We start from the raw sequence: 24593 nt of genomic DNA on the forward strand, positions 1-24593 counted from the left end.
GGCGGCCCCTATAATCGTGCCGACCCTTCCCCCCACCGTGAGGACGACACCGTGCCCGCTGCCAGGCCGAGATCCGCAGGACCGACGTGCTGACGGACTGGTGGCCGTACCTCCCGGCGTTCCTGGTCCTGCTGGCGTTCCTGTGGTTGCCCGGCCTGGCCCTGCTGTGGGCCTTCGGCCAGCGCGGGGGCCGGATGCTGCTGACGGCGCCGGCGTTCAGCGTCGCCGTCGTCGGGCTCACGGGCGTGGTGCTGGACCTGGTGGGCGTCCCGTACGGCGTGCTCTCCCAGGTGCTCGCCGCCGTGGCCCTGGCCGCGCTGGCGTGGTTGGTGGGGCGGCCGCTCCCCCGCGGCGGGCACGCGCCCGGCGCCCACGCCGCGGCCTCCCCGGAGGATCCGGAGGCGCGCTTCGGCGACGGCCGCCGCTGGCTGTTCCCGGCAGGGGCCGCGGCCGGACTCGCGGTGGGGACGGTGCTCCTGGTGCGCCGGATGGCGTCCGTGATCGGCGCACCGGAGGCCATGGCCCAGCGCTGGGACAACATCTTCCACCTCAACGCGATCCGCTACGTCGTGGAGACGGGCAGCGGCTCGACGCTGACCCTCAACCGGATGGTGGACCCGGAGAGCACCGTCGCCCTGTACCCGGCGGCGTGGCACCAGCTGGCGTCCCTCGTGGTGCCCCTGACCGGGGACAGCGTGTTCGTCGCCCACAACCTCACCCTGCTCGCGGTGGCGGGGCTCGTGTGGCCGGCGTCGTGCATCTTCCTCGTGCGCTGTCTCGTCGGTCCCTCCCCGGTCGCCGCCGTGGCCGCCGGCACGGCCGCCGCCGGGTTCAGCGTCTTCCCGCTGGGCCTGATGGCGTGGGGTCCGCTGTTCCCCAACATCCTGGCCCTGGCGATCGCCCCGGTGTCCCTCGGCCTGCTCGTGCGGCTGCTGGGCCCGGGGGTGAGCGCGGACCGGACGGCCCGCACCCCGGACGCGGCCGGACGGATCCGACTGGCCGCGAGCCTCCTGGTGAGTCTCGGGGCGCTCTTCGTCTCCCAGCCCAACGCGTTCCTGGCCCTGCTCGTGGTGGCCGTGCCCCTGACGGCCACGGCCTGGTGGCTCGGCCTGCGGGCCGCCGCCGGTGCCCGGCGCCGGGGACGGTCGCTCGGGCTCGTGGCGCTCGCGGCCGTCCTGGTCGCCGTGTGGCTGCTGCTGTGGAACGTGCTGACCACGTCCTTCGTGTGGGAGCCGTCCACCACCCTCGCGCGGGCGGTCGGCGAGGCCCTGCTCTACGGCGCCAACGGCCGGGACGACGTCCCCTGGGTCCTCGTGCTGCTCACCGGGGCGGGCATCTACGCCGCCGTGACCCGGCGGAGCCTGCGCTGGCTCGTGGTCGCGCACCTGGTGCTCGCCTACCTCTACGCCGTGGCCGCCGCGGGCGAGGAGAGCCCGGCCCGGCAGTGGCTCGTCGGCGGCTGGTACACGGACTCGTACCGGCTCGCGGCCACCCTGCCCATGACGGCGGTGCCCCTCGTCGCCCTCGGCGCCGCCCACGTGGCGGGCGGCCTCGCGGCCGGCGCCGCGCGCCTGGCCTCGTTCGCCGGCCGTCCCCGGGCCGGCCTCGCCGCCTATCCCGTGGCGGCCCTGGTGGTGCTGGCCCTCGCGGTGCCGTACTCCCAGGTCGACTCCCTGACGCAGGCGACCCGGTGGGGCAAGCAGTACTACGCGTGGGAGGGCCCGGAGAGCATCCTCAGCCGGGAGGAGTACGAGCTGCTGCAGGAGCTCGACGAGCTCACCGAGCCGGGGGACGTCATCGCGGTCAATCCGTGGAACGGCGGCTCCCTGGCCTACGCGGTCTCGGACCGGGCGGTGACGCAGTACCACGTCGAGGCACCCGCCACCGAGCTGCGCGCGCTGGACCCGGAGCTGCACGCGCTCGCGACGGGGATCGGCGGCGCCGTCCCGGACAGCCCGGCCTGCGCGGCCGCCGAGGAGCTGGACGTGCAGTGGGTCCTGGACTTCGGCACGCAGTTCATCATCCCCGACGCCCGTCAGGCCCGGGACTACTCGGGCATCAACGCCGTCGACCCGCAGGCCGCCCCCGGTCTCGCGCTGGTCGAGCGCGAGGGCGAGGCGGCGCTCTACGAGGTCGTCGGCTGCGACGCCCCCTGACCTCCGGACGCACGACGACGGGCCGCCCGGCTCCCGGAGGAGCTGGGCGGCCCGTCGTCGTGCGGGTCGCGGAGCGCTAGCCGGCGTTCTCCGCGGCGCGGAACTGCTCGATCACCTCGTCGATGGGCCCGTCGCCGCGGACCCGGCCGTGCTCGATCCACACCCCGCGCGCGCAGACCTTGCGGACCACGTCGAAGTCGTGGCTCACCACCAGGAGGGTCTTGCCCTCCTCGGAGAGCTGCTTGACCCGGCCCAGGCTCTTGCGCTGGAAGGGCTCGTCGCCCACCGAGAGGATCTCGTCGATGATGAAGATGTCCGGGTCGGTGAAGACCGCGACGGCGAACGCCAGGCGCAGGTACATGCCCGAGGAGTAGAACTTCACCTCGGTGTCGATGAACTGCTCGATCTCGGAGAAGGCGACGATCTGGTCGAACTTCCGGTCGATCTCCTCCTTGGTCATCCCGAGGATCGCGCCGTTGAGGTACACGTTGTCCCGGCCGGTGAGGTCCGGGTGGAAGCCCGCGCCCACCTCGATCAGCCCGGCCACGCGCCCGTTGACCCGCAGCGAGCCGCCGTCGGGGCTCATCACGCCGGAGACCAGCTTGAGGAACGTGGACTTCCCGGAGCCGTTGAGGCCCACGAGCGCCACGCTCTCCCCCGGACGGATGGTGACGCTGAGGTCCTCCAGGGCGCGGAAGCGGTTGGAGATGTCCTGGCGCCGGCCCTTGGCCAGCCACATCGCCGTCTCCTTGAGGGAGCGGGCGTGGCGCAGGGAGAACTCCTTGGCCAGGTGGTGGGCGACCACGGCGGGCTCCCCCGGTGCAGCGGTCCGGTCAGCACTCATCGTCACAGCTCCTGCGCGAAACGGCCCTCGAGGCGACGGAACGTCAGGTCGCCCAGGAGCATGATCAGCGTGACCACGAGCAGCGCCACCGGCGTCCACAGGGAGAACAGGTGGGGCGGCACCTCGTGGGCACCGGGGGTGGTGGTGGGCAGCCAGAACGCCGCGTGGGATAGCTCCACGGCCACGGTCAGGGGGTTGAGCATGAACCCCGCGAACCACACCGGTCCCAGCACGTCCCGGACCATGGTCCAGGCGTAGAGCACGGGCGCGGACCAGGTGCTGACCATGACGATCAGGTCGACGAAGTTCTCGGCGTCCCGGAAGAACACGTTGGCGGCCCCGAAGAGCAGACCCAGCCCCGTGCCCAGCAGCCCGACGACCAGCAGGGCCGTCGGAATGGCCAGCAGGGAGATCCAGGTGGGCGACCAGCCCACGATCAGGGCCGCCACGAGCATCACCACGAGCTGCGGGAGCAGGTGCACCCCGGCCACCCACACGGAGGCCACCGGGAACATCTGGCGGGGCAGGTAGATCTTCTTGATCAGGCTGGCGTTGGCCACGATCGACCGGGCCGCGTTGCCGAAGGACTCCGAGAAGAAGTTGATCAGGATGATCCCGGAGAACAGGTAGACGGCGTAGTTCTCCATCCCGCGCTCCAGGCCGAGGAAGATCCCCAGCGCCACGTAGAAGACCACGAACTGGATGCCGGGCTTGACGTAGGACCACAGCAGTCCCAGGACCGTGCCCCGGTAGCGGATCTGCAGCTCCTTGTCGACCAGCAGCTTCAGCAGGTAGCGCTGGCGGAACACCGCCGGCAGCCCCGTCCCGGGGGACGGGTTGCGGACGACCGTGGGTGCGGCCATCAGGCGCCGATCTCCGAGTGCTGGCGGAAGGTCGCCTCCCACGCCTCCATGGACGTCACGTCCGGCAGGGCCTCCCGGTAGCGCCGGGACAGCTCCGGCCAGCGCAGGGCCAGCTGGGCGTGCAGCCGCAGGGACTCCGCCATCAGGGCGCGGGCCTCCCGGGGCGAGCGCTTGTACCAGGTGTAGCCGGTGCCGTCCGAGGCGGAGACCAGGGCGCTGTCGTAGCGGGTGAGCCGCCACCAGCGGGCGTCCTGGTACGGCAGGTGCACCTGCGGGTGCTCGTCGGCCTCCTCCCGGGGGCTCACCGCGAGGTGGCGCACCAGGGCGGACGCGGTGGAGGTGAGGATCTTCAGCCCGTGGGGGGCCGAGAGCCGCCGGGTGCGCAGCGGCCTGGCCGCCGCGACCGCCGGGTACGCGTCCAGATCGGGCTGGTAGACGGCGTCGGAGTGCTGGGTCATCATCCGGCGCACGTCGCGGATGCGCTGGGGCAGCAGCTCGTGCAGGGTCTCGGGCCCGGCCAGGACGTCCCGCAGCGCGAGCACCCGGGCCTCCTCCGCGAAGTACTGCATGGACAGCAGGTGCCGGAGGTCCTTGGCCCCGTTGCGGCCCAGCACCTCCCCGCCGCGGTCGAAGGGCGAGTGCAGGAGCGCGGCCACGAGCTGGTTGCGCTTGTGGAAGTACGCCTGCCAGCTGATCGTGTCGTCCTTGTCCGCCCAGGCCAGGTGCCACACGGCCACGCCGGGCATGGACACGGTCCGGTAGCCGGCCGCCTTGGCGCGGATGCCGTACTCCACGTCGTCCCACTTGATGAACACGGGCAGGGCCAGGCCGATCTCACGGATCACCTGCGTGGGGATCAGGCACATCCACCACGCGTTGTAGTCCACCTCGACGCGGCGGTGCATCCAGGACGTGCCGCGCAGGCTGCTGTGCCGGAAGTCGTGGCCGACCTCCACGCCCTCCCCCGCGGGGCCGTACTGGAAGCTGTACGGGTCCATGGCCTCGCCGAAGTTGTGGATCTTCGTGGGGTTGAGCAGGTCGATCATGTGCCCGCCGACCAGCGTGGGCCGCTTGCAGAAGTCGGCGAACACGCTGACCCGCCGCACGGCCTCCGGCTCGATCTCGACGTCGTCGTCCATGAGCAGCACGTACGTGCTGTCGCCGCGGACGGCCTCGTACATCCCGCGCGCGAAGCCGCCGGCCCCGCCGAGGTTACCCTGGTCGATGACGCGCAGCCGGTCCCCGAAGCGCTCCTGCACCTCGCTGAAGCCGGGCTCGTCGACGACCTTCTGGTTGCCCTGGTCCACGATCACGACCTGCGCGACCTGCGGCAGGTTCTCCTGCTGCTCGACCAGCAGCCGGGCGTTGGTGAGGCAGTAGGAAGGCTTGTTCATGGTGGTGATCTGGAGGGTCACGGTGCCCTCCGGGGTGCCCGTGCCGTCGCCCAGCCACTGGGCGCCGAGCAGCTCGAGGTCCTCGTCGGCCGCGGCCAGGTCGAACCAGTACCACCCGCCGTCGGCGAAGGCCTTCAGAGGCAGCACGGCCTCGACCACGTGCTCCGGGCCCGAGACCTCGTGCACGGAGACCGGCACGGACTCGCCGCGGGCGTTGGAGCTGTGCACGTTCACGGTGCCGCGGCCGGTGGTGCGCACGCGCAGCACGACCTCCCGCAGGTGCGTGTTGTGCCGCCAGTAGCTGGCGGGGAACGCGTTGAAGTACGTGGCGAAGGAGACGGTCCGGCGGGCCGGCACGCGCGCGGAGGTGCGGCCGAGGATCGTCACGCCGCTCGAGGCCGCGGGCTCGGAGGCCACGTTGACCACGATCTGGGGGCGCTGCTCCCCCGAGTCCTCCTGCTGGACGGCGCTGCCCGTGTCCGCCCGGGTGTCCAGGTAGAGCGGCTGCGTGGAGAAGCGGTCCTTCGCCGGGAGGACGAGCTCCTGCAGCACCCGGTGGGCGGTGCCCTCGGTGCCGGTCCGGTCGATGTCCTGGGTCGTCGCGGTCATGCGTCCACTCCCCCGCTCTCGATGGTGGCCCCGCTGGTGAAGTGGGGCTTGATCTTGTTGTCGACCATGGACAGCGCGGCGCCGATGGCCATGTGCATGTCGAGGTACTTGTAGGTGCCGAGGCGGCCGCCGAACAGGACGTCCTGCTCGCCGTTGGCGAGGTCGCGGTACTTCAGCAGCTTCTCCCGGTCCACGGAGGTGTTGACGGGGTAGTACGGCTCGTCGCCCTTCTCCGCGAAGCGGGAGAACTCGCGCATGATCACCGTGGCGTCCTTGGTGTAGTCGCGCTCCGGGTGGAAGTGGCGGAACTCGTGGATGCGGGTGAAGGGGACGTCGGCGTCCGGGTAGTTCATCACCGGGGTGCCCTGGAAGTCCTCGATGGGCAGGACCTCCTCCTCCAGGTCGATGGTCCGCCAGGAGAGGTCGCCCTCGGCGTAGTCGAAGTACCGGTCCACGGGCCCGGTGTAGACCACCGGGACCTGCCCGAGCACGGCCGAGCGGGAGTACTCGTGGCCGTCGTCGAAGAAGTCGGTGTCCAGCCGGACGTCGATCTTCGGGTGGTCCGCCATGCGCTCCAGCCACGCGGTGTAGCCGTCGACCGGCAGCCCCTCGTACTTGTCGTTGAAGTACCGGTTGTCGTAGGTGTACCGCACGGGCAGCCGGGAGATGATCGAGGCCGGCAGGTCCTTGGGGTCCGTCTGCCACTGCTTGCCGGTGTAGTGCTTGATGAACGCCTCGTACAGGGGCCGGCCGATGAGCTGGATGCCCTTGTCGTTGAGGTTCTGCGGGTCCGTCCCGGCGAGCTCCCCGGCCTGCTCCTGGATCAGCGCCCGGGCCTCGGCCGGGGAGAGCGCGGCGCGGAAGAACTGGTTGACGGTGCCCAGGTTGATGGGCATCGGGTAGACCTCGCCGTTGTGCCGGGTGTACACCCGGTGCACGTAGTCCGTGAACCCGGTGAACCGGTTGACGTAGTCCCACACCCGCTCGTTGGAGGTGTGGAAGAGGTGGGCGCCGTAGCGGTGCACCTCGATCCCGGTCCGCTCCTCCTTCTCGGAGTAGGCGTTGCCGCCGATGTGGGACCGCCGGTCGATGATGGCCACGTTGAGGTCCAGCTCGTTGGCGGCCCTCTCGGCCACGGTCAGGCCGAAGAGGCCCGACCCGACGACGACGAGATCTGCGTTCACGGGCAAACTCCTGACATTGGTGTCCTGGTGGGCCCGGCCGACGTCCGACCGGTAGGGGGAGGCACGGGCGCGCCGGGCGTGCGCTGCGTACCAAAGTACCTGATCAGTCCGGGAAGCCCTGAAGGAGCCACTCGGCGGCGAGGCGGCCGGAGGCGGCCAGGGAGGCGTTCTCTGCGGCCCAGTCCGAGCGCCGGCGGCGCAGCCGGTCGTTCTCCTCGGCGAGCGCGGGGTCCCGCCGCCGGTCCAGGGCGGCGATCATGGCGTCGGCCACCGCGTCGGCGTCGTGGTCCACGGCGGCCCCCAGGCCGTTGTCCTCCACCAGCTCCGCGGCGACCCCGGCCCCCGCGTAGACGACCGGGGTGCCGCACGCGGCGGCCGCGTAGATCTTGGTGGGCTTGGTGAAGTCGTAGCCGATGCCCGGGAGCACGGCGCCGAGGGCGGCCACGGCGCCGCGGGTCCACTCGGCGGTCTCGGCGGCCGGGCGCAGCCCCTCGAAGACGACGTGGCCCGGGGCCACCCGGGCGGCGATCTCCTCGACCCGGTCGATGTCGGAGCCGCGGCCGAAGAAGCGCAGCTGCGCGTCGGGGTGGGCCTGCAGGACCCGGGGCAGGGCGCGGACGAAGACGTCGGCCCCCTGCCACTCGGACATCGACCCGGCGTAGACGAAGTAGGGCGCGCCCGGGTCGGCCACGGGCCCGTCGGGGCGGAAGACCTCGGTGTCGATGCCGTTCTCCGCCACGAGCACCTTCTCCCAGGCGACGCCCGTGACGGACTGCAGCTCCCGGCCCATGGCCTCGGAGACGGTCAGCACCCCGGCGGCCCGGCGCGCCGCGAGGCTCTCCATCACCCGCATGGCCCGCTTGACCAGCGGCGAGACCTCCATCTTCTCCGCGGCGGTGGTCCAGATGTCCGGCGCGTACCAGACGTAGGGCCGGCCCCGCAGCGCCGAGGAGGCGAGCACGGCCATCCCCGTAGTGGGGGGCGGCTCGCTGACCACGAGGTCGGCGCGGGTGGCCAGGAGGCGGAAGAACACGGGCACGTCGAAGCTGAGGTACTGCACGATCCCGCGCACGTAGTCGAACCGGTCGCGCAGGACGGGCCAGCGCCGCACCGGGTAGGGCTCGGGCTCGATCTCGGCCCCCGCGGGCGGGCGCGTGGTGAGCACGGTCACCTGCGCCCCGCACCCGGTGAGCCCCCGGGCCAGGGCGCGCAGCCGGAAGGACGCGGCGGCCGGTTCGGGGGCGAAGATGCGGCTGACGATGACGATGCGGCGGGGAGTCACGGGAGACCACCTGTTCGTAAGCTTCTCGACGGGCAGGGACACGGGAGGCGGGAGACCCTGGGGGCCGGGGTACGACGACGCCGGGCGCAGGCGCTCCCACTGTACTGGCCCGGGCCCGCCGCTACTTGACGGTGCGGCTACTTGACGGTGCGGCTCGTCCAGGCCAGCACCGCCGGGCGGAACAGCAGCAGGAGCACGACGACGGCCGGCACGGCCGGCACCAGGCCGAGGCCCCACTGCCCCGCCTGGAGCAGCGGGAGGGCGAGCACGAGGAGGAAGAGCTGGACCACGAGCGCCGCGGCCCGCGGCCACCGGAACCCCCGCCACAGGCCGCGGCCCACGTGCAGCAGCCACAGGGCGCCGCCGAGGAGGACCAGCACGAGGAAGACCGTGCCGCCCACCGTCAGGGGCTGCTCGAAGAGCAGGGTCCAGACCAGGCGCAGCCCGGCCGCCGCGAGGGCGAGGGCCTCGAGGAGCACCACGCCGGCCAGGACGGCGATCTCGCGCGGGCGGGCACCCGGGGAGGCGGTGGACATGGTGGCGGTCTCCTTCCGACCGGGTGGCGGGGGCGCGGACGGCAGCGCCTCCCGTCACCCTAGTGCGCCGCCCGCCGCCGGGGGCCCGTCGGGCGCTCCCGCGCCGGCCGCGCTGTGAGCAAGACCTCACCGACACGGGTGTGACCGGCGCCCCAAACCCCTTGTCCACACCCCTGCGGCATGGGAAGGTTGACGACAGTTCTTCACAAGGCCCGTGCGAATGGGCCTTTTCTCTTGTCCCGGACGCCCCTGCCGCAGGATCGTTCTGCCCTGTGCGCCGGGACCCGTCCTTGAAAGGAGCGATCGCTGACCATGGATTGGCGTAGTCGCGCAGCATGCCTGGAGAAGGATCCCGAGCTGTTCTTCCCCGTGGGCAACACCGGACCTGCTCTCCTCCAGATCGAGGAGGCCAAGGCCGTGTGCCGCAGTTGTCCCGTGATGGACACCTGCCTGCAGTGGGCCCTCGAGTCGGGTCAGGACGCCGGTGTCTGGGGCGGGATGAGCGAGGACGAGCGCCGCGCCCTCAAGCGCCGCGCCGCCCGCGCCCGCCGCGCCTCCTGAGGCTTCCGCCCAGGACGTCCACGTCCGCGGCGCTCGAGGACCGGGACCCCCGTGGGGTCCCGGTCCTTCTCCGTCAGGGGCCGGCGGAGCGGTCGTCGAGGCGGGCCCGCACCGTCACCTCGGTGCCGCCGCACTGGCGCGGGGACCAGCGGATCGACCCGCCCAGCTCCCCGGCCACCAGGGTCCGGACGATCTGCATCCCCAGACCCTCACCGGTGTCCGCCCGCCGGAAGGCGCCCACGCCGGACTCCTCGATCACGACGGGGCCCATCCCCGCGCCGTCGTCGCTCACGACGACCTCGAGCAGCTCACCGGTCCCCTCCTCGTCGGGCACCCGGCAGGCCTCCAGGGTCACCGTCCCGGTCCCCTCGGCCAGACCGTGCTCGACCGCGTTGGTGACCAGCTCGTTGATCACGAGCGCCAGCGGGGTGGCCAGGCGGGTCGGCAGCTCCCCGAACTCGCCGATCATGCGGGTGCGCACCGACTGCTCCGGGGTGGCCACCTCCGCGGCGAGCCGGAACTGCCGCTCGATGAGCTCGTCGAAGTCCACGTTCTGCGAGAACCCCTGCGAGAGCGTCTCATGCACCATGGCGATCGTGGCCACGCGGCGCATCGCCTGCTCGAGCCCGTGCCGGGCCTCGTCGGTGGTCATCCGGCGGGCCTGCAGGCGCAGCAGGGCGGAGACGGTCTGCAGGTTGTTCTTGACCCGGTGGTGGATCTCCCGGACGGTCGCGTCCTTCGAGACGAGCTCCAGGTCCCGGCGGCGCAGCTCGGTGACGTCGCGGCACAGCAGCACCGCGCCCCGGCGGCCGGACCGGTCGCGCAGGGGCACCGAGCGGAAGTTCACGCTCACGCGGGCCCCCTCGACCTCGGTGCGCCAGGCGGTGCGTCCGCTGAGCACCGGGGCCAGCGTCTCGTCCGGGTCGGTCCCGGCACCCAGCGCGGGCGGGACCACGTCCAGGAGGCGCTTGCCCACCAGCTCGCCGTCGATCCCCAGCCGGCGCAGCGCGGACTCGGCGTTGGGCGAGACGTAGGAGACACGGTCGTCGGTGTCGAGCCGGATGGCCCCGTCCCCGACCCGCGGCGCGCCCCGGCGCGAGCCCGTGGGCGCGGAGAAGTCCGGCCACAGTCCCTCGTTGGCCATCCGCAGCAGCACGTCGGCGGTCTCGCGGTAGACGACCTCCTGCAGCGAGGAGACCTGCCCCGGCCTCCGCCCGGTGTGCACGGTCAGCAGGGCGATCGTGCGGCCGTTGCGCACGAGCGGCACGATCTTGACCTGGGCGGCGGTGGCGGGCTGCTCCCCGGCCGCGCGCAGGAGCTCCACCCGCCGCCCGACCCAGGCGGCGCGCAGGGGCCCGGCCAGTTCCTCGGGCATCTGCTCCCCGACCATGTCCCGGTGGAAGACCGTGGGCCCGGTCGCCGGGCGGACGTGGGCGAGCACCCGGAAGGCGCTGTGGGGGGCGGGCATGCCGCGGCCGTTGCCGCTGCCCGCGGAGGGGATGTAGTCCACGGGGAAGCTCAGGACGAGATCCCCGAAGGCGAGGTCCGAGATGAGCTGCCAGTCCCCCACGAGCAGGTGCAGCCACTCGTAGTCGCCGGGACCGAAGTCCCGGCTGTTCCTCAGGGCATCCGTGAACGCCACGTGGCCTCCGGTCGTCGCGGGCGGAGGAGCCGGGCGGCCCCCCGGGATCAGCGGCGCAGCCAGGCCCCGATCCTGCTGCCCAGCCTAGTACCGCGCACCGGGGGACCGTCCGCTCCCGCGTCTCCCGGGCCGGCGAGCACCCGGCCCGCGAGGAGCCGGAGGGCGGTCCGCGCGGAGGAGCCCGCGGCGGTCTCCGCCAGCACGGCGCCCGCCAGCAGCGCCTCGTCGAAGGCCTCGGGGTCCCAGGGCACGAAGTGCTCCACCGCGGGCCCGGAGCCGAAGCGGGCCCACGCCTCCCGGATCCCCAGTTCCGGGGAGCGTCCCGCCGCGGAGCGGCGCAGCTTGTTGACCGCGACCACGAGCCGGGCACCGGGCGCGGCCGCCGCGACGTCGGGGAGCCCCTTGATCAGTCTCGGGACGCCGACGGTGTCCGCGGCACCCACGGCCACGACCACGTCGGCGCGCTCCAGGACCGTCAGCGCCGCGGCGTGCCGGCGGGGCGCCATCGTGTCGAGGGTCAGCTCCTCGTCGGCCTCGAGGGCGAAGCCGCAGTCCACGACCGTCGTCCCGAACTCCTGGGCGGAGCGCTCGAGCACCGCGGCCACGGCCCCCGAGCGCAGCTCCGGCCACCGGTCCTGGCGGGTGAGGCCGGTGAGCACCCGCACCGTCCGCCCCGCCACCGCCACGTCGGCGGCGGTCCGGCGCAGGGCGGGGCCGTCGAGTCGCCCCTGGTCGGCCAGACGGCACGCCTGGGCGAGCCCCGCAGCCTCGTCCAGCATCCCGAGGGCGGCGGCCACCGAGGGCCCGTAGGTGTCGGCGTCCACCAGTGCCGTGTCCTCGCCGAGCAGGGCGAGCTCCGCCGCGAGGTTCACCGCCACCGTGGTCCGGCCCGGCGCCCCCGTGGGGCCCCACACGGCCACGATCCGCCCGGGCCGGCCCGCGGGCTCCGCGCCGGGCGGGGTCTGCTCGTCGGGGCGGAGCGCCCCGCGGGGGGTCCGCTGCTCCGGGGTCGTCGCGACGACGTCGGCGTAGCCCACGGCGCTCGGCGCCCCCGCCGCGGCGGCCACCGCCTCCTCGACGAGGCGCGCGGCGTCGGCGGGGTCCGCACGCTCGGGGACGACCACGGCACCGAGTCCGGCGAGCCGGTGGTGGTCGTGGCCCTCGAGCACCAGCAGCACCGCTCCGCCGAGCCGGATCTGCTCCAGCAGGCTCGCGGTGAGGTCCTCGGCGCCCTCCGCGACCAGGGCGGCCCGGCCGAGCCCGGCCCGGGCCGCGGCCAGCAGCTCGGTCAGGTCCAGACAGCGCCGGACCACCGTGACCGGCCCGTGCAGCCGTTCGATGCCGTCGACGAGGGGCCACGTGGAGGTCCCGAGGGCCATGAGCGGAAGGCTCGTCACGGGGCGCCCGCCGGGTTCCACACGAGGGTGACCCTGGCGTTGTTGCCGAGGGCGTCCACCAGGTCCTCCATCGGGCCGTCCTCGACGAGCACGTGCACCACCGTGCCGCGGCCCGCCCCGAGGGCGGTCTCCTCCGCGGCGACCGCGGCGATCTCCGCGGCGGGCAGCAGCAGGCGCGCGGACTCGTGGCCGCGGCCGGAGGGCTTCTGGGCGGCGACCCAGACGTCGACGCGCGAGCCGGCGGCGGCGTCCTCGGGCAGTGGGTGCTCGATCGGCACCGCGACCGGCTTCCGGTCCAGCCGGTCGGCGGTGCCGAGGGCCGCCCCGGGCAGGAGCTGGCCCTGCGGGATCCGCTGCGTCGCCACCGCGTCGGGGCCGGGAGCGGCGTCCGCCGGGACGTACTGCGCGGCGGCGTCCTGCAGGCGGACCTCGACGGCCACGACGTCCTCCGCGGTCACGGCCTGCCCGACCTCGATGTCCCGGGCGGCGGCCAGGTAGGGGTCCGTGCGGTCGGCCGCGGCCACCACCGCGGTCACCCCGGCGACGGAGAACAGCACGAGCAGCAGCCCGGTGAGCAGCCGCGGGTCCTTCCAGGTCGGCTTCCTGAACCGGGCCGACGCGGCGTCCGCGCCCCTGACCGTGCCGCTCATCGGCGACCGCCTCCCTCGTTCGTGGGCACGGTCCGGGGGCCGCGCTCGTCGCCCACATTCTGCCTGCGCGGCAGGACCGCGGGAACAGGCCGGTGCACAACTGGGGACAGGCCCGCACCGGCGCGTCGGCGGCCGCCCCCGTGCACGGAACGGCATCGGCCCTTGTGGACGGGAGACCGCCCGGGGGTCTTCGGTGGCAGACTGGAGCGGAGAGCAACGACGAACGAGGAGGCGGAGCATGGCGCAGCAGCGCTTCCTGACCTTGGCGGACGTGGCCGAGATCCTCAACATCTCGGCGACGCAGGCGAGAGCTCTGGTGCGCAGCGGGGACCTGCCGGCCATCCAGGTGGGCGGGCGCGGGCAGTGGCGGGTCGAGACGGCCAAGCTGGAGGAGTACATCGCCCGCGGCTACGAGCGCACTGCCGAGGCGGTGCGCTCCGGCTCGCTGGACTGATCGGCGCCCGGTCTCCGGCGGGCGGCGCTCACGTGCCGGCGAGCGAGGAGACGCAGACCAGCGCGGAGAAGGGCACGGCGCGCGAGGCGGTCACGCTGCCCCGCCGGCGGTAGTCGTCGTCCGGGTGCAGGGCCAGGTCGGCGAAGTCCGCCCCCACCCCGTCGATGGTCCCGTCGAGCTCCCCGAGCGGTCCGCCGCCGGTGAGCCGGATCCGCACCCGGGCCCTGCCCCGGGCGAGCGCCCGCAGCGCGTGCGCAAGACCGAGGCGCAGCGCCACCGTGTCCTGGTCCGGGTCCCAGCCACGCCCCAGGGACTCCCACCACAGGACGGCGCCCAGCGGCACGAGGTGCTCGGTGCCCCGGTCCTCCAAGGCGACCCATCCGGCGCCCAGCGTGCGCACCCGGCCCTCGACCGGAACGGACCCCACCAGCAGCGCCCGCACCGGCTCACCGCGCCGCAGCCGCAGCCGATCGGCCAGACGCACGCGCGAGTACTCGGCCCGGGCCTGCTCCGCCGCCTCGGCCTCGTGGGCCTGCTGGCCCGCGGCGGCCAGCTGGGCCTCCATGTCCGCGAACAGCTGCTCCCAGCGCACCCGGGCCTCCCTCCGGCGCCCGGGACGTCCGGCCGCGCAGGCCCTCAAGGTAGGGCCGCCCCGTGCGGCGGTCAAGGAACACCGCATCCACCGCGGGGGACACCACCCTTTACACGGGGCCCGTTACGGTGCTAAAAAACACCCAGGATGTCAAACAGCATCAAACAGCGTCAAATGATTCCAAACAGCATTGCGCGGTGTGGACGACGGGGGACGAGCATGGACGCCACGGCTGGATCCGACCACAGGGTCACGCCTCCGTGGTGGCCGGTTCTGCTGGTCCCCGCCCTCGGGCTCGCGCTCGCCGCCAGCGGCGCGGCGCTCAGCCGTCCTGTGCTCAGCGGCCGGACGCCTGCGGGTCCGTCGCGGGGCCACCCGGATCCGGAGCTGCTGATCGGGCTGGCCGCCGCCGCCCTCGGCTGTGCGGTGGTCGTGGTCTGGAGCGCGGCGGCTGCCCTCGCCGTCCTGGCCGTGCTCGCCCGGCGGCACCGCTGGGAGCGTCTGGGCAGGCTGTGCGGGCGGTGGTCCCCGGCGCTGCTGCGCCGGGCCGCCGCCGCGGCTCTGGGCCTGCAGCTCGTCGCTGCGCAGGGCGCGGTCGCCGACGAGGCCCCCTCCCCCTTCTGGAGCGGCAGTGCGGCGGTGCACGGAGCCCCCGGGTCCTTCCCCGGCGCACCGGCACCGCTGCCCGCTCCGGGCCCCGGGACCGCACCGACCGGTTCCTCCGCGACGGCTTCCCCGGCGGCTCTTCCCCCGGAGACCGTCCCCCCGGGAAAGGAGCCTCCGGTGTCGGAGGCCCCGGCGCCGGAGGCCCCGTCCGCTCCGCTCCCGGCACCGGCGGGCCGCACGGTCGACGGCGCCGTCACCGTGCTGCGCGGCGACACCCTGTGGTCCCTGGCCGCGGCGCAGCTGGGCCCCGGGGCCTCGGACGAGCAGATCGCCCGCGCCTGGCCGGCCTGGTACGAGCTGAACCGGCACGTGCTCCCCTGCGGTCCCCACCTGCTGCGGCCCGGGCAACGGCTCGTGGTCCCCGGCCCCGGCGACCGCTGACACCGCCCTCGTCCCGACCCACCGCCGCACCGATCCCAGGAGGCCCGCCATGAACGCACCCGCCGCCGGTTCCGATCCCGTCGCCCGGCCGCTCGCTCACGCTCCCGGGCGCCCGCCGGCCTCGCCGCCGGTCCGCCGGGCACGGCCGGGCCCGCCCACGGCTCCGGGCGGATACACCTGGGGGGCCACACGCGTGCTGGGCCACAGCGCCGAGGACGAACTGGCCCGCGTCACCGCGCTCGCCCGGTCCATCGGCCAGGCGGCCGTGGAGGTGCTCGGCGGCAGCCGGCCGGCGGCGCAGCTGGGCCGGTGGACCACCCCGGAGATCGTGCAGCGCTTCCAGCAGCGCGCGGACATGCTGCGACTGCTGCAGGAGCAGTTCGAGGCCAAGCCCGCCCTGCAGGAGCTGCACCGCAATCCGCACGTCCGCCGGTGCCGGGTCTGCCGGGTGGACCGCGGTGTCTACGAGGTCGCTCTCGTGGTGGTCGAGCCCCGCCGCGGCCGGGCCGTGGCCATGCGGGTAGAGCGCCTGGGGCAGGGCTGGAGCGTCACCGAGCTCGAGGTCGGCTGAGCCGGCGCCCCCGCCGGCTCGGCTCCCGCCGGGTCAGCCCTCGGAGGCCTCGGCGCTGCCGGCCCGGGCCCGGGCCCGGCGCCCCGCCCGGTTGGGGGTCTCCTCCGCCGCGGGGGCCGCTCCGTCCGCGGCGCGCGCCACCGCGGGCGCCGGCTCGACCCGCGTCTGCGTCCCACCGGTCTCCCCGGGGGCTGTGTACTGCAGGAAGCTAGGTTGGCGCGGGATCTGCAGGTCCACGGCACCGCCGTCGGCGCCCACGCGCTGGCGGCGGATCTCCATCCGGAACAGCGTGGAGACCGTCTCCTCGCGGATCGCGCCCATCATCTCCTGGAACATCGCGTAGCCCTCGCGCTGGTACTCGACGAGCGGGTCGCGCTGAGCCATGGCGCGCAGGCCGATGCCCTCCTTGAGGTAGTCCATCTCGTACAGGTGCTCGGGCCACTTGCGCCCGATGACCGACAGCAGCACGCGGCGCTCGAGGTTGCGCATGGCCTCCGCGCCGACCTCCTCCTCGCGCTGGGCGTAGAGGAGGCGGGCGTCGGAGAGGACCTGCTCGCGCAGGAACTCGGCGGTCAGGCGGGTGCGCCCGCCGGCCTCCTCGACGACCTCGTCGACCGTGAGGGTCACGGGGTAGATGGTGCGCAGCGACTCCCACAGACCCTCGAGGTCCCAGTCCTCGGGGTGGCCGGTCGCCGTCCGGTCCTCGGCGGTCGAGGTGACGACCTCGTCGACGAACTGGGCGATCTGGCCCTTGAGGTCGTGGCCCTCCAGGACGCGGCGGCGGTCGCGGTAGACGGCCTCGCGCTGGCGGTTGAGGACGTCGTCGTACTTCAGCACGTTCTTGCGCTGCTCGGCGTTGCGCCCCTCGACCTGGCTCTGCGCGGAGGCGATGGCCCGGGAGACGATCTTGTGCTCCAGCGCGGTGTCGTCCGGGGCCCCGGCCATGAGCCGCTGGGCGGCACCGGCGTTGAACAGGCGCATGAGGTCGTCCGCCAGGGACAGGTAGAAGCGGGACTCGCCCGGATCGCCCTGGCGCCCGGAGCGGCCGCGCAGCTGGTTGTCGATGCGCCGTGACTCGTGGCGCTCGGTGCCCAGGACGTAGAGACCGCCGACGTCCACGACCTCCTGGTGCTCCGCCCTGGTCTCCGCCTCGCACGCCGCCAGCACCTCGGGCCACACGCGCTCGTACTCCTCGGCGTCCCGCTGGGGGTCCAGGCCCCGCTCGCGCATCCGGTCCACCGCGTTGAACTCGGCGTTGCCGCCGAGCATGATGTCGGTGCCGCGGCCGGCCATGTTCGTGGCCACGGTGACCGCGCCGCGGCGGCCGGCCTGGGCGACGATCGAGGCCTCGCGGGCGTGGTTCTTCGCGTTGAGCACCTCGTGGCGGACCCCGCGCTGGGCGAGCAGCTTCGAGAGGTACTCGCTCTTCTCGACCGACACGGTGCCCACGAGGACGGGCTGGCCCTTCGCGTGCCGCTCCTCGATGTCCTTGACCACGGCGGCGAACTTGGCGACCTCGTTCTTGTAGACGAGGTCGGAGCGGTCGATGCGGGCGAGCGGGCGGTGGGTCTCGATGGACACGACCCCCAGCCCGTAGGTGTTCATGAACTCGGCGGCCTCGGTCTCGGCCGTGCCGGTCATGCCGGAGAGCCTCTCGTAGAGGCGGAAGTAGTTCTGCAGGGTGACCGTGGCGAGGGTCTGGTTCTCCGCCTTGATCTCCACGCCCTCCTTGGCCTCGATGGCCTGGTGCATGCCCTCGTTGTAGCGGCGCCCGGCGAGGATGCGGCCGGTGTGCTCGTCGACGATCATGACCTCGCCCTTGAGCACCACGTAGTCCTTGTTGGCGCGGAAGAGCTCCTTGGCCTTGATGGCGTTGTTCAGGAAACCGATGAGCGGGGTGTTCTGGGCCTCGTAGAGGTTGTCGATGCCGAGCCAGTCCTCGACCTTCTCGATCCCGGACTCGAGCACGCCCACGGTGCGCTTCTTCTCGTCGACCTCGTAGTCCGTGCCGGGGCGCAGCCGCTGCACGAGGCGCCCGAACTCGGTGTACCACCGGTTGGCCTCCCCGGAGGCGGGCCCGGAGATGATGAGCGGGGTGCGCGCCTCGTCGATGAGGATGGAGTCCACCTCGTCGACGACCGCGAAGTTGTGCCCGCGCTGGACGAGCTCGTCGGGGCTCCACGCCATGTTGTCGCGCAGGTAGTCGAAGCCGAACTCGTTGTTGGTCCCGTACGTGATGTCGGCGACGTACTGCTGCCGGCGGGTGGCGGGGTCCTGGTTGGCCAGCACCACGCCGGTCTCCATGCCGAGGAAGCGGTAGACCCGGCCCATGAGGTTGGCCTGATACTCGGCCAGGTAGTCGTTCACGGTGACGACGTGCACGCCCTTGCCGGAGAGCGCGTTGAGGTAGGCCGGGGCGGTGGCCACCAGGGTCTTGCCCTCACCGGTCTTCATCTCGGCGATGTTGCCCAGGTGCAGCGCGGCCCCGCCCATGAGCTGGACGTCGTAGTGGCGCTGGCCGAGGGTGCGCGAGGCCGCCTCGCGGACCACCGCGAACGCCTCGGGCAGCAGCCGGTCGAGCGATTCGCCGTCGGCGACCCGGGCGCGGAACGCGTCCGTCTCGGCGCGCAGCTCCGCGTCGCTGAACTCCCGGAAGCCGTCCTCGAGGCTGTTGATGGCGGTCGTGTACGACCGCAGCCTCGTCAGGACCTTCTTGTCTCCGGTCCTGAGGACTTTCTCCAGGAATGACGCCACGTGCACACGCTCCTCGGTGTTCGACTGCCGTGTTGGGCTGATGGGGGGATCCGGCACCTGTTCCAGTCTACGGGAGCGGGCCCGCCTCGTCGGGCACGACGGAGCCCGGTGGCCGCGACCACCGGGCTCCTCCGGGGCGGCACCCGGTCGGCTCCCAGCCGTCCGGGTCCCACCCCTCAGGGGTGCCGGCTCAGCGGACGGCCTCGGCCTGGTACGCCCGGACGCTCTCCTCGGGCTGCTCGCCGTTCTCGCTGAGGCTGATCACGCCGTAGCTCCAGCCCTTGCGGCGGTAGACGGCGGAGGGCTCCCCCGTCTCCTTGTCGAGGAAGAGGTAGAAGTCGTGGCCGACCAGTTCCATGTGGTCGACGGCCTCGTCGACGCTCAGCTCGGCGGCGGGGAACCGCTTGCGCCGGATCTCGACGGGGGTGACCGCGTCGGTGAGGCTGACGCTCTGGTCGAAGGCCTCCTGCTCGGCGGTCGCGAGCTCTTCAGCGGTGGTGTAGATGGGCCCGGAACTCGGGACCACGGGCAGCGCGCCGGTGGCCTCGTGAACGGCGGTGGGACGGTGGGCGCCGCGGTGCACCTTGCGGCGGTCGCGTGCCCGGCGCAGCCGCTCGAGCAGCTTGCTGTAGGCCTCGTCGAAGGCCGCGAACTTGTCGTCGCCACGCGCCTCGGCCCGCAGGACGGGACCGCGTCCGGACACCGTGATCTCCACGCCCATGCCCTGGTGGCCCGGCAGCGCGTGGTCCTTGGTGACCTTGACATCAATGCGCTGGACCTTCTCGCCCAGCTCCTCGAACTTGACGACCTTCTCGGCGGCGTACTCCTTGAACCGCTCCGGTACGGCGACGTTGCGCCCCATGACGTTCAGTTCCATGATGCCCTCCAATTGTCGGGGGTGACGTGGGCGGATGGGGCCGCCCACCCGGGAGGATTGTTGCGTCCCGTGACTCAACGTTAGTGGAATCACAGGGGATATTCACCAGCCTCCGGACGTGCCGGGAGGGAATCAGCGGTGAGCGGAACCGCGGGCGGGCGCACGGCCGCGAGCACCACGGCGCCCACGACCTCGGCGCCGCCGGCCCGCAGCGCCCGGAGCCTCCGCGAGCGTCGCCCCCGTGGTCAGGACGTCGTCGACGACGACGCAGCGGGCCCCGGCCGGCGCCGTGGCCCGCAGGGACCCCGCCGGGCGGGTGCGCCGGCCCGCCCGGCCGAGCCGCTTCTGCGCGGGCCCGGGGCGCAGGCCGGTCGCCCCGCGGTGCCGCAGGTGCCTGGCCACCGTGGTCCCCGCGGGCAGCACCCCCCGGCGCGCGCAGTCCTCCAGGAGGACGCGCACGGGGTCGAACCAGCGCCGGCGCAGGGCGGACGGTGCCGTGGGGACCGGGACCAGCAGCACGGGCCCCGGGGGCCAGGACGGCGCGGCCGAGCGCAGGGCCGTGGCCAGGCAGGCCGCGAGGACGGGGGTGAGGTCGGTGCGCCCGGCGTTCTTGAAGGCGAGCAGGCAGCCCGCGAGCTCGTGGGCGTAGCGGCCCGCCGCGGTGACCGGCAGGGGCGGGTCCAGCAGCGGCGCGGCCGAGGACGCCTCGAACGGCCGTGTGCAGGAGCGGCGCAGCAGGAGGCGGCAGGGCCGGCACAGCGCGGTCCCCGGCGCCCGGCAGACGGCGCACTCCACGGGCACGAGGACCTCGGCGGCCTCGGCCAGACGGTCGAGGGCCCGGGTGGCCGCGCGGTCCAGGCGGCGGGCGCAGGGCGGTGTGGTGGGCATGGGCCCATCCTCGGCCCGCGCGGCCCGGCCCGGGGCGGGCCATGTTCCGGGTCCGGACTCCCGCGCCTGTGGAGCGCGCGGCGCGCCCGTCAGCCGGCGAACGCGGTGTCCCGCACCTCGTCGCTCTGCGGTGCCCAGGCGTTGCCGGTGAGCATGTGCAGCGCCCCGCCGGCCACGGCGTAGACGGAGGACGTGCCGTTGCCGCCGCTGAGAGCGGTGAGGCCCTCGAGGCCGGGCAGCTCCCGGTGGCGCCCCGACACGTCGTAGAGCCGGGGCCGGACCGACTCGGGCCCGCCGAGGGGGGCGGTCACGAACTCCCGGTCGCTGAGCCACAGCGCCACGTCGGCCTCGACGTCGGCGGCCACCCGGTAGGGCTCGTTGAGCCGCCGCGGCGTCCCGTCGGGCCCGCGCACCACGCCGGAGAGCCACACCTGCGAGACCCCGTCGTCCTGGGTGACCACGAGCGCGCGCGTGCCCCCGCGCGAGATCCGCAGGGACGTCGCGGTCCGCGCCGCGAGCCACGGGGCCTCGACGCGCACCGGCTCCCCGTCCCGGGTCTCCGGCCGCACGGCGCGGACCGCCCCGGCGGAGTCCGCGGTCCACACCCACCCGTGCTCGTCGAAGCTGGGGCGCGTCAGGCCGGTCCCGCTGAAGCGCTCCACGGGCTCCGCGTCGCGGGAGACGGTCACCAGGGCGCCGGTGCCGGAGTCCACGAACGCGAAGTGCTCGGCGGCCGCGTCCATCGCCGGGCTGGAGGGGCGGTGGTCGTCCAGCGGGGGCAGCCCGTCGACGCCGTCGGTCTGGCCGCCCTGGTAGAACACGAGCTCGCCGTCGCGCAGCCCGATCTGCCGGGACGGGACCGTGACGTCCTGCACGGGCGCCGTGTCCGTCCACCCCGCCCCGAGCTCCACGGGCGCGCCGCCGACGAGCAGCTCCACGTCGTTCACGGCGGTGAGCGAGCGCAGGCTCAGCGAGAGCTGGTCGTGCATCCGGCGGTTGGTCTCGATGTTCGCCGGGTCGAAGTCGGGCACGCTCAGCTCCACGGTGGCCGTGCCGTTCTGCACGGGCACCGCGGAGCCCGCCAGGGTGGTGCCGGCGGGGAAGGCGGTGCTCACGGCTCCCCGCAGGTAGGGGGCGGGACCGCCGAGCAGGGCGCGCACGATCGACGTCGACACGGGCACCCGGTCCGGGAACCAGCGGGGGTCCGTCACGACGTTGGTCAGGTCGGTGTCGGTGAAGTAGAGCTGGTGGGGCTCGAAGATCTCCTCGAAGTCGGTGCGGGTGAGCACGGTGGCGTCCGGGGCGTCCGAGATCCGCCACTGCCCGTCCACCTGGACGACGTCGAAGTCGAGGACCTCGGTGGCCCCCGCGGGCTTGCGCTCGATCACGCCCGTGCCGTCCACCACGGACTCCACCTCGAGGCTCATCCGGTACTCGTTCTCCTCGAGCCGGGGCACGAGCGAGGGGTCCCCGCGGTGCACGATGGTGCGCGCGTCCGGGTGCCAGGTCGCGGCGAGCTCCGGGGTCAGGTACTCGCGGGCCACCGAGTAGTCGTCGCCCACGCCCGTCCCGGCCGCGAGGAAGCCGCGGACGATCTGCTCGGGCTCCGCCCCCTCCTGGGGGCCCGCGGGGTCGACGTCGTAGGTCGGCTCGGCCGCGGTGCGCGTGGGCTCCGCGTGGCGGTGCACCGGGCCCGAGCGCGGGATCGCGCCGCAGCCGCCGACCGCCACGGCCGCGGTCAGGCACAGCGCGGCGGCCGCCGTCCGCCGGCGAGGGGTCCTGCTCATCCGCGGTCCTCCTCCCCGTCGGCCGGCGCCCCCGGCGCCGCGGCCGGCGTCGCCGGGGGCGCCGGCTCGGGCTGCCGCGCCGGCGTCAGGACCAGGGTCCCGGTGGCCGTCACCTCCGCCGTCTCCGGGTGGGCGAGCGGGTCCGGGGGCAGCCCGAGGGGGCTCGCGTCCTCCGCGCCGAGGCGCCGGCCGCGGGTCCGGGGCAGGGTGAGCCGGAAGCACGCCCCCTCCCCCGGGGCGCCCCACACGTCGAGGCGGCCTCCGTGCAGCCGGGTGTCCTCGGTGGCGATGGCCAGCCCGAGCCCGGTCCCGCCCGTGGTGCGGGCCCGGGCGGGATCCGCGCGCCAGAAGCGGTTGAACACCTTGTCCGCCTCCTCCTCGGTCATCCCGATGCCCTGGTCCCGCACCGCCACGGCCGCGGCGACCTCCGAGGCTCCCACGACGATGTCGATGGGCCGGCCCTCCCCGTGCTCCAGGGCGTTGACCACGAGGTTGCGCAGGATCCGCTCGATCCGGCGCTGGTCCCCCTGGACGGTGCACCGGGACAGCTCGGAGCGCACGCGCAGGGTCGAGCCCGAGGAGACGGCCAGCGGGGCCGCGCCCTCCACGACGTCGTGCACGACCGAGAACAGCTCGACGCTGGCCACCTCCAGCCGGGCGGCGCCCGCGTCGAAGCGGGAGATCTCGAGCAGGTCGGCCAGCAGGGAGTCGAAGCGGTCCACCTGGTGGTAGAGCAGCTCGGCGGAACGCCGGTTCACGGGGTCGAAGTCCTCGCGGGCGTTGAACAGCACCTCCGCGGCCATCCGGACCGTGGTCAGCGGGGTGCGCAGCTCGTGGGAGACGTCGGAGACGAAGGTCTGCTGCATCGAGGACAGCTGCTCGAGCTGGGTGATCTGGTCCTGCAGGCTGTCCGCCATCCGGTTGAACGAGCGGGCGAGCCGGGCGACCTCGTGCGAGCCGCTGACGGGCAGGCGCACGCCCAGGTCCCCGTCCGCGAGCTGCTCGGCCACGCGTGCGGTGCCGGAGACGGGGCGCACGACCTCGCGGGTGACGTACCAGACGATCGCGCCCACGAGCAGAAGCAGCACGAGCACCGACAGCAGCAGCACCGCGTGCATCGCGTCCAGGGTGCGCTGGGGCTCGGAGAAGTCGTAGACGAGGTAGAGCCCGTAGCGGGAGTTCTGGTAGAGGTCCACCACCGTGCCCACGACGATGACCGGCGCCTCGTCCCCGTTCTCGCTCATCGGGACCGAGGCGGGCTGCCAGAACACGCCCTCCTGCTCCGCGAGCCGCTCCTGCAGCTCCTGCGGGACCGTGCTCGAGGTCATCCAGGGGCTCTGGCTCTGCGCCGGGATCAGGGTCTGGCCGCTGGTGTAGTCCATCGGCAGCAGGATCCAGCGCTCGGTCTCGGCGCCGTCGACCGACAGCGCCCCCAGGGTCGAGGCGACGAGGGCCTGCAGCTCGTCGCGGTCGGAGGCGTCCGAGGCGTCGAAGCTGGCCTGCACCTGCTCGAAGTCCGCGGTGGCCGAGGCGAGGACCTGGTCGAGGCGCTCCTTGAAGAGCCGGTCCGCGATCTGGTGCGAGAGGAAGCTGCCGGTGACGAAGAAGGCCAGTGCCGTCAGGGACAGGGAGACGGCGATGGCGCGGAACTGCAGGGACTGCCGCCAGCGGCGGGCCAGCAGGACCCGGAACAGCCGCAGCCGGCGGCCCGAGGTGCGGGCCGGCCCGCGGCGCCGGGGGGAGGCGACGGCGTCCGACGGGGTCATCGGGCGGACGAGCCCGCCTTGTAGCCGACGCCGCGCACGGTGACCACGATCTCGGGGCTCTCGGGGTCCCGCTCGATCTTGGAGCGCAGCCGCTGCACGTGGACGTTGACCAGCCGGGTGTCGGCGGCGTGCTGGTAGCCCCAGACGTCGCGCAGCAGCATCTCGCGGGAGAAGACCTGGTGGGGGGGCGCGGGCGAGGGCCGTGAGCAGGTCGAACTCGAGCGGGGTGAGGTTGATCTCGTGGTCGTCGCGGTGCACGCTGTGCCCGCTGACGTCGATGGTGAGGTCGCCGATCCGCAGCTCGGACGAGTGGGCGCGCTCGACGGGGCGCAGGCGGGCCCTGACGCGGGCCACGAGCTCGGCCGGCTTGAACGGCTTGGGGACGTAGTCGTCGGCGCCGGCCTCCAGCCCGCGCACGACGTCGACGGTGTCCGACTTCGCGGTGAGCATCACGACCGGGACGTCGGAGATCGTGCGGATCTCGCGGCAGACCTGGATGCCGTCCTTGCCCGGGAGCATGAGGTCGAGCAGCAGCAGGTCCGGGCGCACGGCGCGGAACGTGTCCACGGCCGTGCCGCCGTCGTAGCAGAACACGGGCTCGAAGCCCTCCGCGGTCAGGACGATCCCGATCATCTCCGACAGGGCAGCGTCGTCGTCGACGACCAGTATTCGCGCGTTCATCGCCTCTCCGCTGGGGTAGGACGGTCCCGCCGAGGGCGGGTCCCGCCGTGGCCCCGGC

The 24593-nt window shown here is 73.8% G+C and carries 20 protein-coding genes and 1 pseudogene; 5 read left to right on the forward strand and 16 right to left on the reverse strand.

Going from position 1 to position 24593, the window contains the following annotated elements; all coding sequences use genetic code 11:
* Positions 1 to 86 precede the first annotated feature (86 nt).
* Positions 87 to 2156, forward strand: coding sequence for a DUF6541 family protein (locus RE027_RS01710; RefSeq protein ID WP_368806500.1), 2070 nt, complete (start codon positions 87 to 89; stop codon positions 2154 to 2156).
* Between the two features lie 76 nt (positions 2157 to 2232).
* On the opposite strand, the gene RE027_RS01715 is transcribed toward RE027_RS01710, so the two are convergent.
* The 6 genes from RE027_RS01715 to RE027_RS01740 form a co-directional block, all read right to left on the reverse strand.
* Entirely contained in the window at positions 2233 to 3000 is a 768-nt protein-coding gene (locus tag RE027_RS01715; protein ID WP_368806501.1) for an ABC transporter ATP-binding protein, read from the reverse strand.
* 2 nt (positions 3001 to 3002) lie between these two features.
* Positions 3003 to 3863 (reverse strand): ABC transporter permease, encoded by an 861-nt coding sequence (locus RE027_RS01720; RefSeq protein WP_368806502.1) that lies wholly within the window; start codon positions 3861 to 3863, stop codon positions 3003 to 3005.
* Positions 3863 to 5866 (reverse strand): glycosyltransferase, encoded by a 2004-nt coding sequence (locus RE027_RS01725; protein ID WP_368806503.1) that lies wholly within the window; start codon positions 5864 to 5866, stop codon positions 3863 to 3865. Before RE027_RS01725 ends, RE027_RS01720 begins: the two co-directional genes overlap by 1 nt.
* Positions 5863 to 7050: a UDP-galactopyranose mutase gene (glf, locus tag RE027_RS01730; protein WP_368806504.1), complete on the reverse strand. Its 1188-nt coding sequence runs from the start codon at positions 7048 to 7050 to the stop codon at positions 5863 to 5865. The genes RE027_RS01725 and glf overlap by 4 nt, the downstream gene beginning before the upstream one ends.
* A 103-nt stretch (positions 7051 to 7153) precedes the next feature.
* On the reverse strand, positions 7154 to 8332 hold the full coding sequence (locus RE027_RS01735) for a glycosyltransferase family 4 protein (RefSeq protein WP_368806505.1): 1179 nt from the start codon (positions 8330 to 8332) through the stop codon (positions 7154 to 7156).
* 137 nt (positions 8333 to 8469) lie between these two features.
* A complete protein-coding gene (locus RE027_RS01740) occupies positions 8470 to 8868 on the reverse strand; it encodes a hypothetical protein (RefSeq protein ID WP_368806506.1) in 399 nt (132 codons plus the stop codon).
* 312 nt (positions 8869 to 9180) lie between these two features.
* On the opposite strand from RE027_RS01740, the gene RE027_RS01745 reads away from it, so the two are divergent.
* Positions 9181 to 9429, forward strand: a complete 249-nt coding sequence (locus RE027_RS01745; protein ID WP_017833636.1) for a WhiB family transcriptional regulator — start codon at positions 9181 to 9183, stop codon at positions 9427 to 9429.
* Between the two features lie 73 nt (positions 9430 to 9502).
* Here RE027_RS01745 and RE027_RS01750 read toward each other — a convergent pair whose 3' ends face one another.
* The 3 genes from RE027_RS01750 to RE027_RS01760 are packed head-to-tail and all read right to left on the reverse strand — an operon-like array spanning position 9503 to position 13118.
* Positions 9503 to 11071 (reverse strand): sensor histidine kinase, encoded by a 1569-nt coding sequence (locus tag RE027_RS01750; RefSeq protein ID WP_368806507.1) that lies wholly within the window; start codon positions 11069 to 11071, stop codon positions 9503 to 9505.
* 47 nt (positions 11072 to 11118) lie between these two features.
* Positions 11119 to 12450 (reverse strand): CpaE/TadZ family protein, encoded by a 1332-nt coding sequence (locus RE027_RS01755; protein ID WP_368806508.1) that lies wholly within the window; start codon positions 12448 to 12450, stop codon positions 11119 to 11121.
* A gap of 14 nt (positions 12451 to 12464) precedes the next feature.
* On the reverse strand, positions 12465 to 13118 hold the full coding sequence (locus tag RE027_RS01760) for an SAF domain-containing protein (protein WP_368806509.1): 654 nt from the start codon (positions 13116 to 13118) through the stop codon (positions 12465 to 12467).
* Positions 13119 to 13356: 238 nt separating this feature from the next.
* Between RE027_RS01760 and RE027_RS01765 the strand changes: the two genes are divergently transcribed.
* Positions 13357 to 13572 carry a helix-turn-helix domain-containing protein gene (locus RE027_RS01765; RefSeq protein ID WP_368806510.1) on the forward strand — a complete coding sequence of 72 codons (216 nt, stop codon included), beginning with the start codon at positions 13357 to 13359 and terminating at the stop codon, positions 13570 to 13572.
* Positions 13573 to 13600: 28 nt separating this feature from the next.
* Here RE027_RS01765 and RE027_RS01770 read toward each other — a convergent pair whose 3' ends face one another.
* Positions 13601 to 14164, reverse strand: coding sequence for a hypothetical protein (locus RE027_RS01770; RefSeq protein WP_368806511.1), 564 nt, complete (start codon positions 14162 to 14164; stop codon positions 13601 to 13603).
* A gap of 219 nt (positions 14165 to 14383) precedes the next feature.
* On the opposite strand from RE027_RS01770, the gene RE027_RS01775 reads away from it, so the two are divergent.
* Positions 14384 to 15211 (forward strand): LysM peptidoglycan-binding domain-containing protein, encoded by an 828-nt coding sequence (locus tag RE027_RS01775; RefSeq protein ID WP_368806512.1) that lies wholly within the window; start codon positions 14384 to 14386, stop codon positions 15209 to 15211.
* 49 nt (positions 15212 to 15260) lie between these two features.
* Positions 15261 to 15782 (forward strand): Rv3235 family protein, encoded by a 522-nt coding sequence (locus RE027_RS01780; protein WP_368806513.1) that lies wholly within the window; start codon positions 15261 to 15263, stop codon positions 15780 to 15782.
* A 33-nt stretch (positions 15783 to 15815) separates the two neighbouring features.
* Here the strand turns inward: RE027_RS01780 and secA are convergent, their stop codons facing one another.
* From secA to mtrA, 6 genes and pseudogenes are all read right to left on the reverse strand, one after another.
* Positions 15816 to 18536, reverse strand: coding sequence for a preprotein translocase subunit SecA (secA, locus tag RE027_RS01785; protein ID WP_368806514.1), 2721 nt, complete (start codon positions 18534 to 18536; stop codon positions 15816 to 15818).
* A 190-nt stretch (positions 18537 to 18726) separates the two neighbouring features.
* Positions 18727 to 19413: a ribosome hibernation-promoting factor, HPF/YfiA family gene (gene hpf, locus RE027_RS01790; protein WP_368806515.1), complete on the reverse strand. Its 687-nt coding sequence runs from the start codon at positions 19411 to 19413 to the stop codon at positions 18727 to 18729.
* Positions 19414 to 19545: 132 nt separating this feature from the next.
* Positions 19546 to 20301: a ComF family protein gene (locus RE027_RS01795; protein WP_368806516.1), complete on the reverse strand. Its 756-nt coding sequence runs from the start codon at positions 20299 to 20301 to the stop codon at positions 19546 to 19548.
* Positions 20302 to 20390: 89 nt separating this feature from the next.
* Complete coding sequence (locus RE027_RS01800) at positions 20391 to 22088, reverse strand: LpqB family beta-propeller domain-containing protein (protein WP_368806517.1); 1698 nt, start codon at positions 22086 to 22088, stop codon at positions 20391 to 20393.
* Complete coding sequence (gene mtrB, locus RE027_RS01805) at positions 22085 to 23854, reverse strand: MtrAB system histidine kinase MtrB (RefSeq protein ID WP_368806518.1); 1770 nt, start codon at positions 23852 to 23854, stop codon at positions 22085 to 22087. The genes RE027_RS01800 and mtrB overlap by 4 nt, the downstream gene beginning before the upstream one ends.
* A pseudogene (gene mtrA, locus RE027_RS01810) lies at positions 23851 to 24535 on the reverse strand (MtrAB system response regulator MtrA). Before mtrA ends, mtrB begins: the two are co-directional and overlap by 4 nt.
* Between the last annotated feature and the right edge of the window lie 58 nt (positions 24536 to 24593).

This window comes from Kocuria sabuli, assembly GCF_040981185.1.
GTDB classification, from domain to species: domain Bacteria; phylum Actinomycetota; class Actinomycetes; order Actinomycetales; family Micrococcaceae; genus Kocuria; species Kocuria sabuli.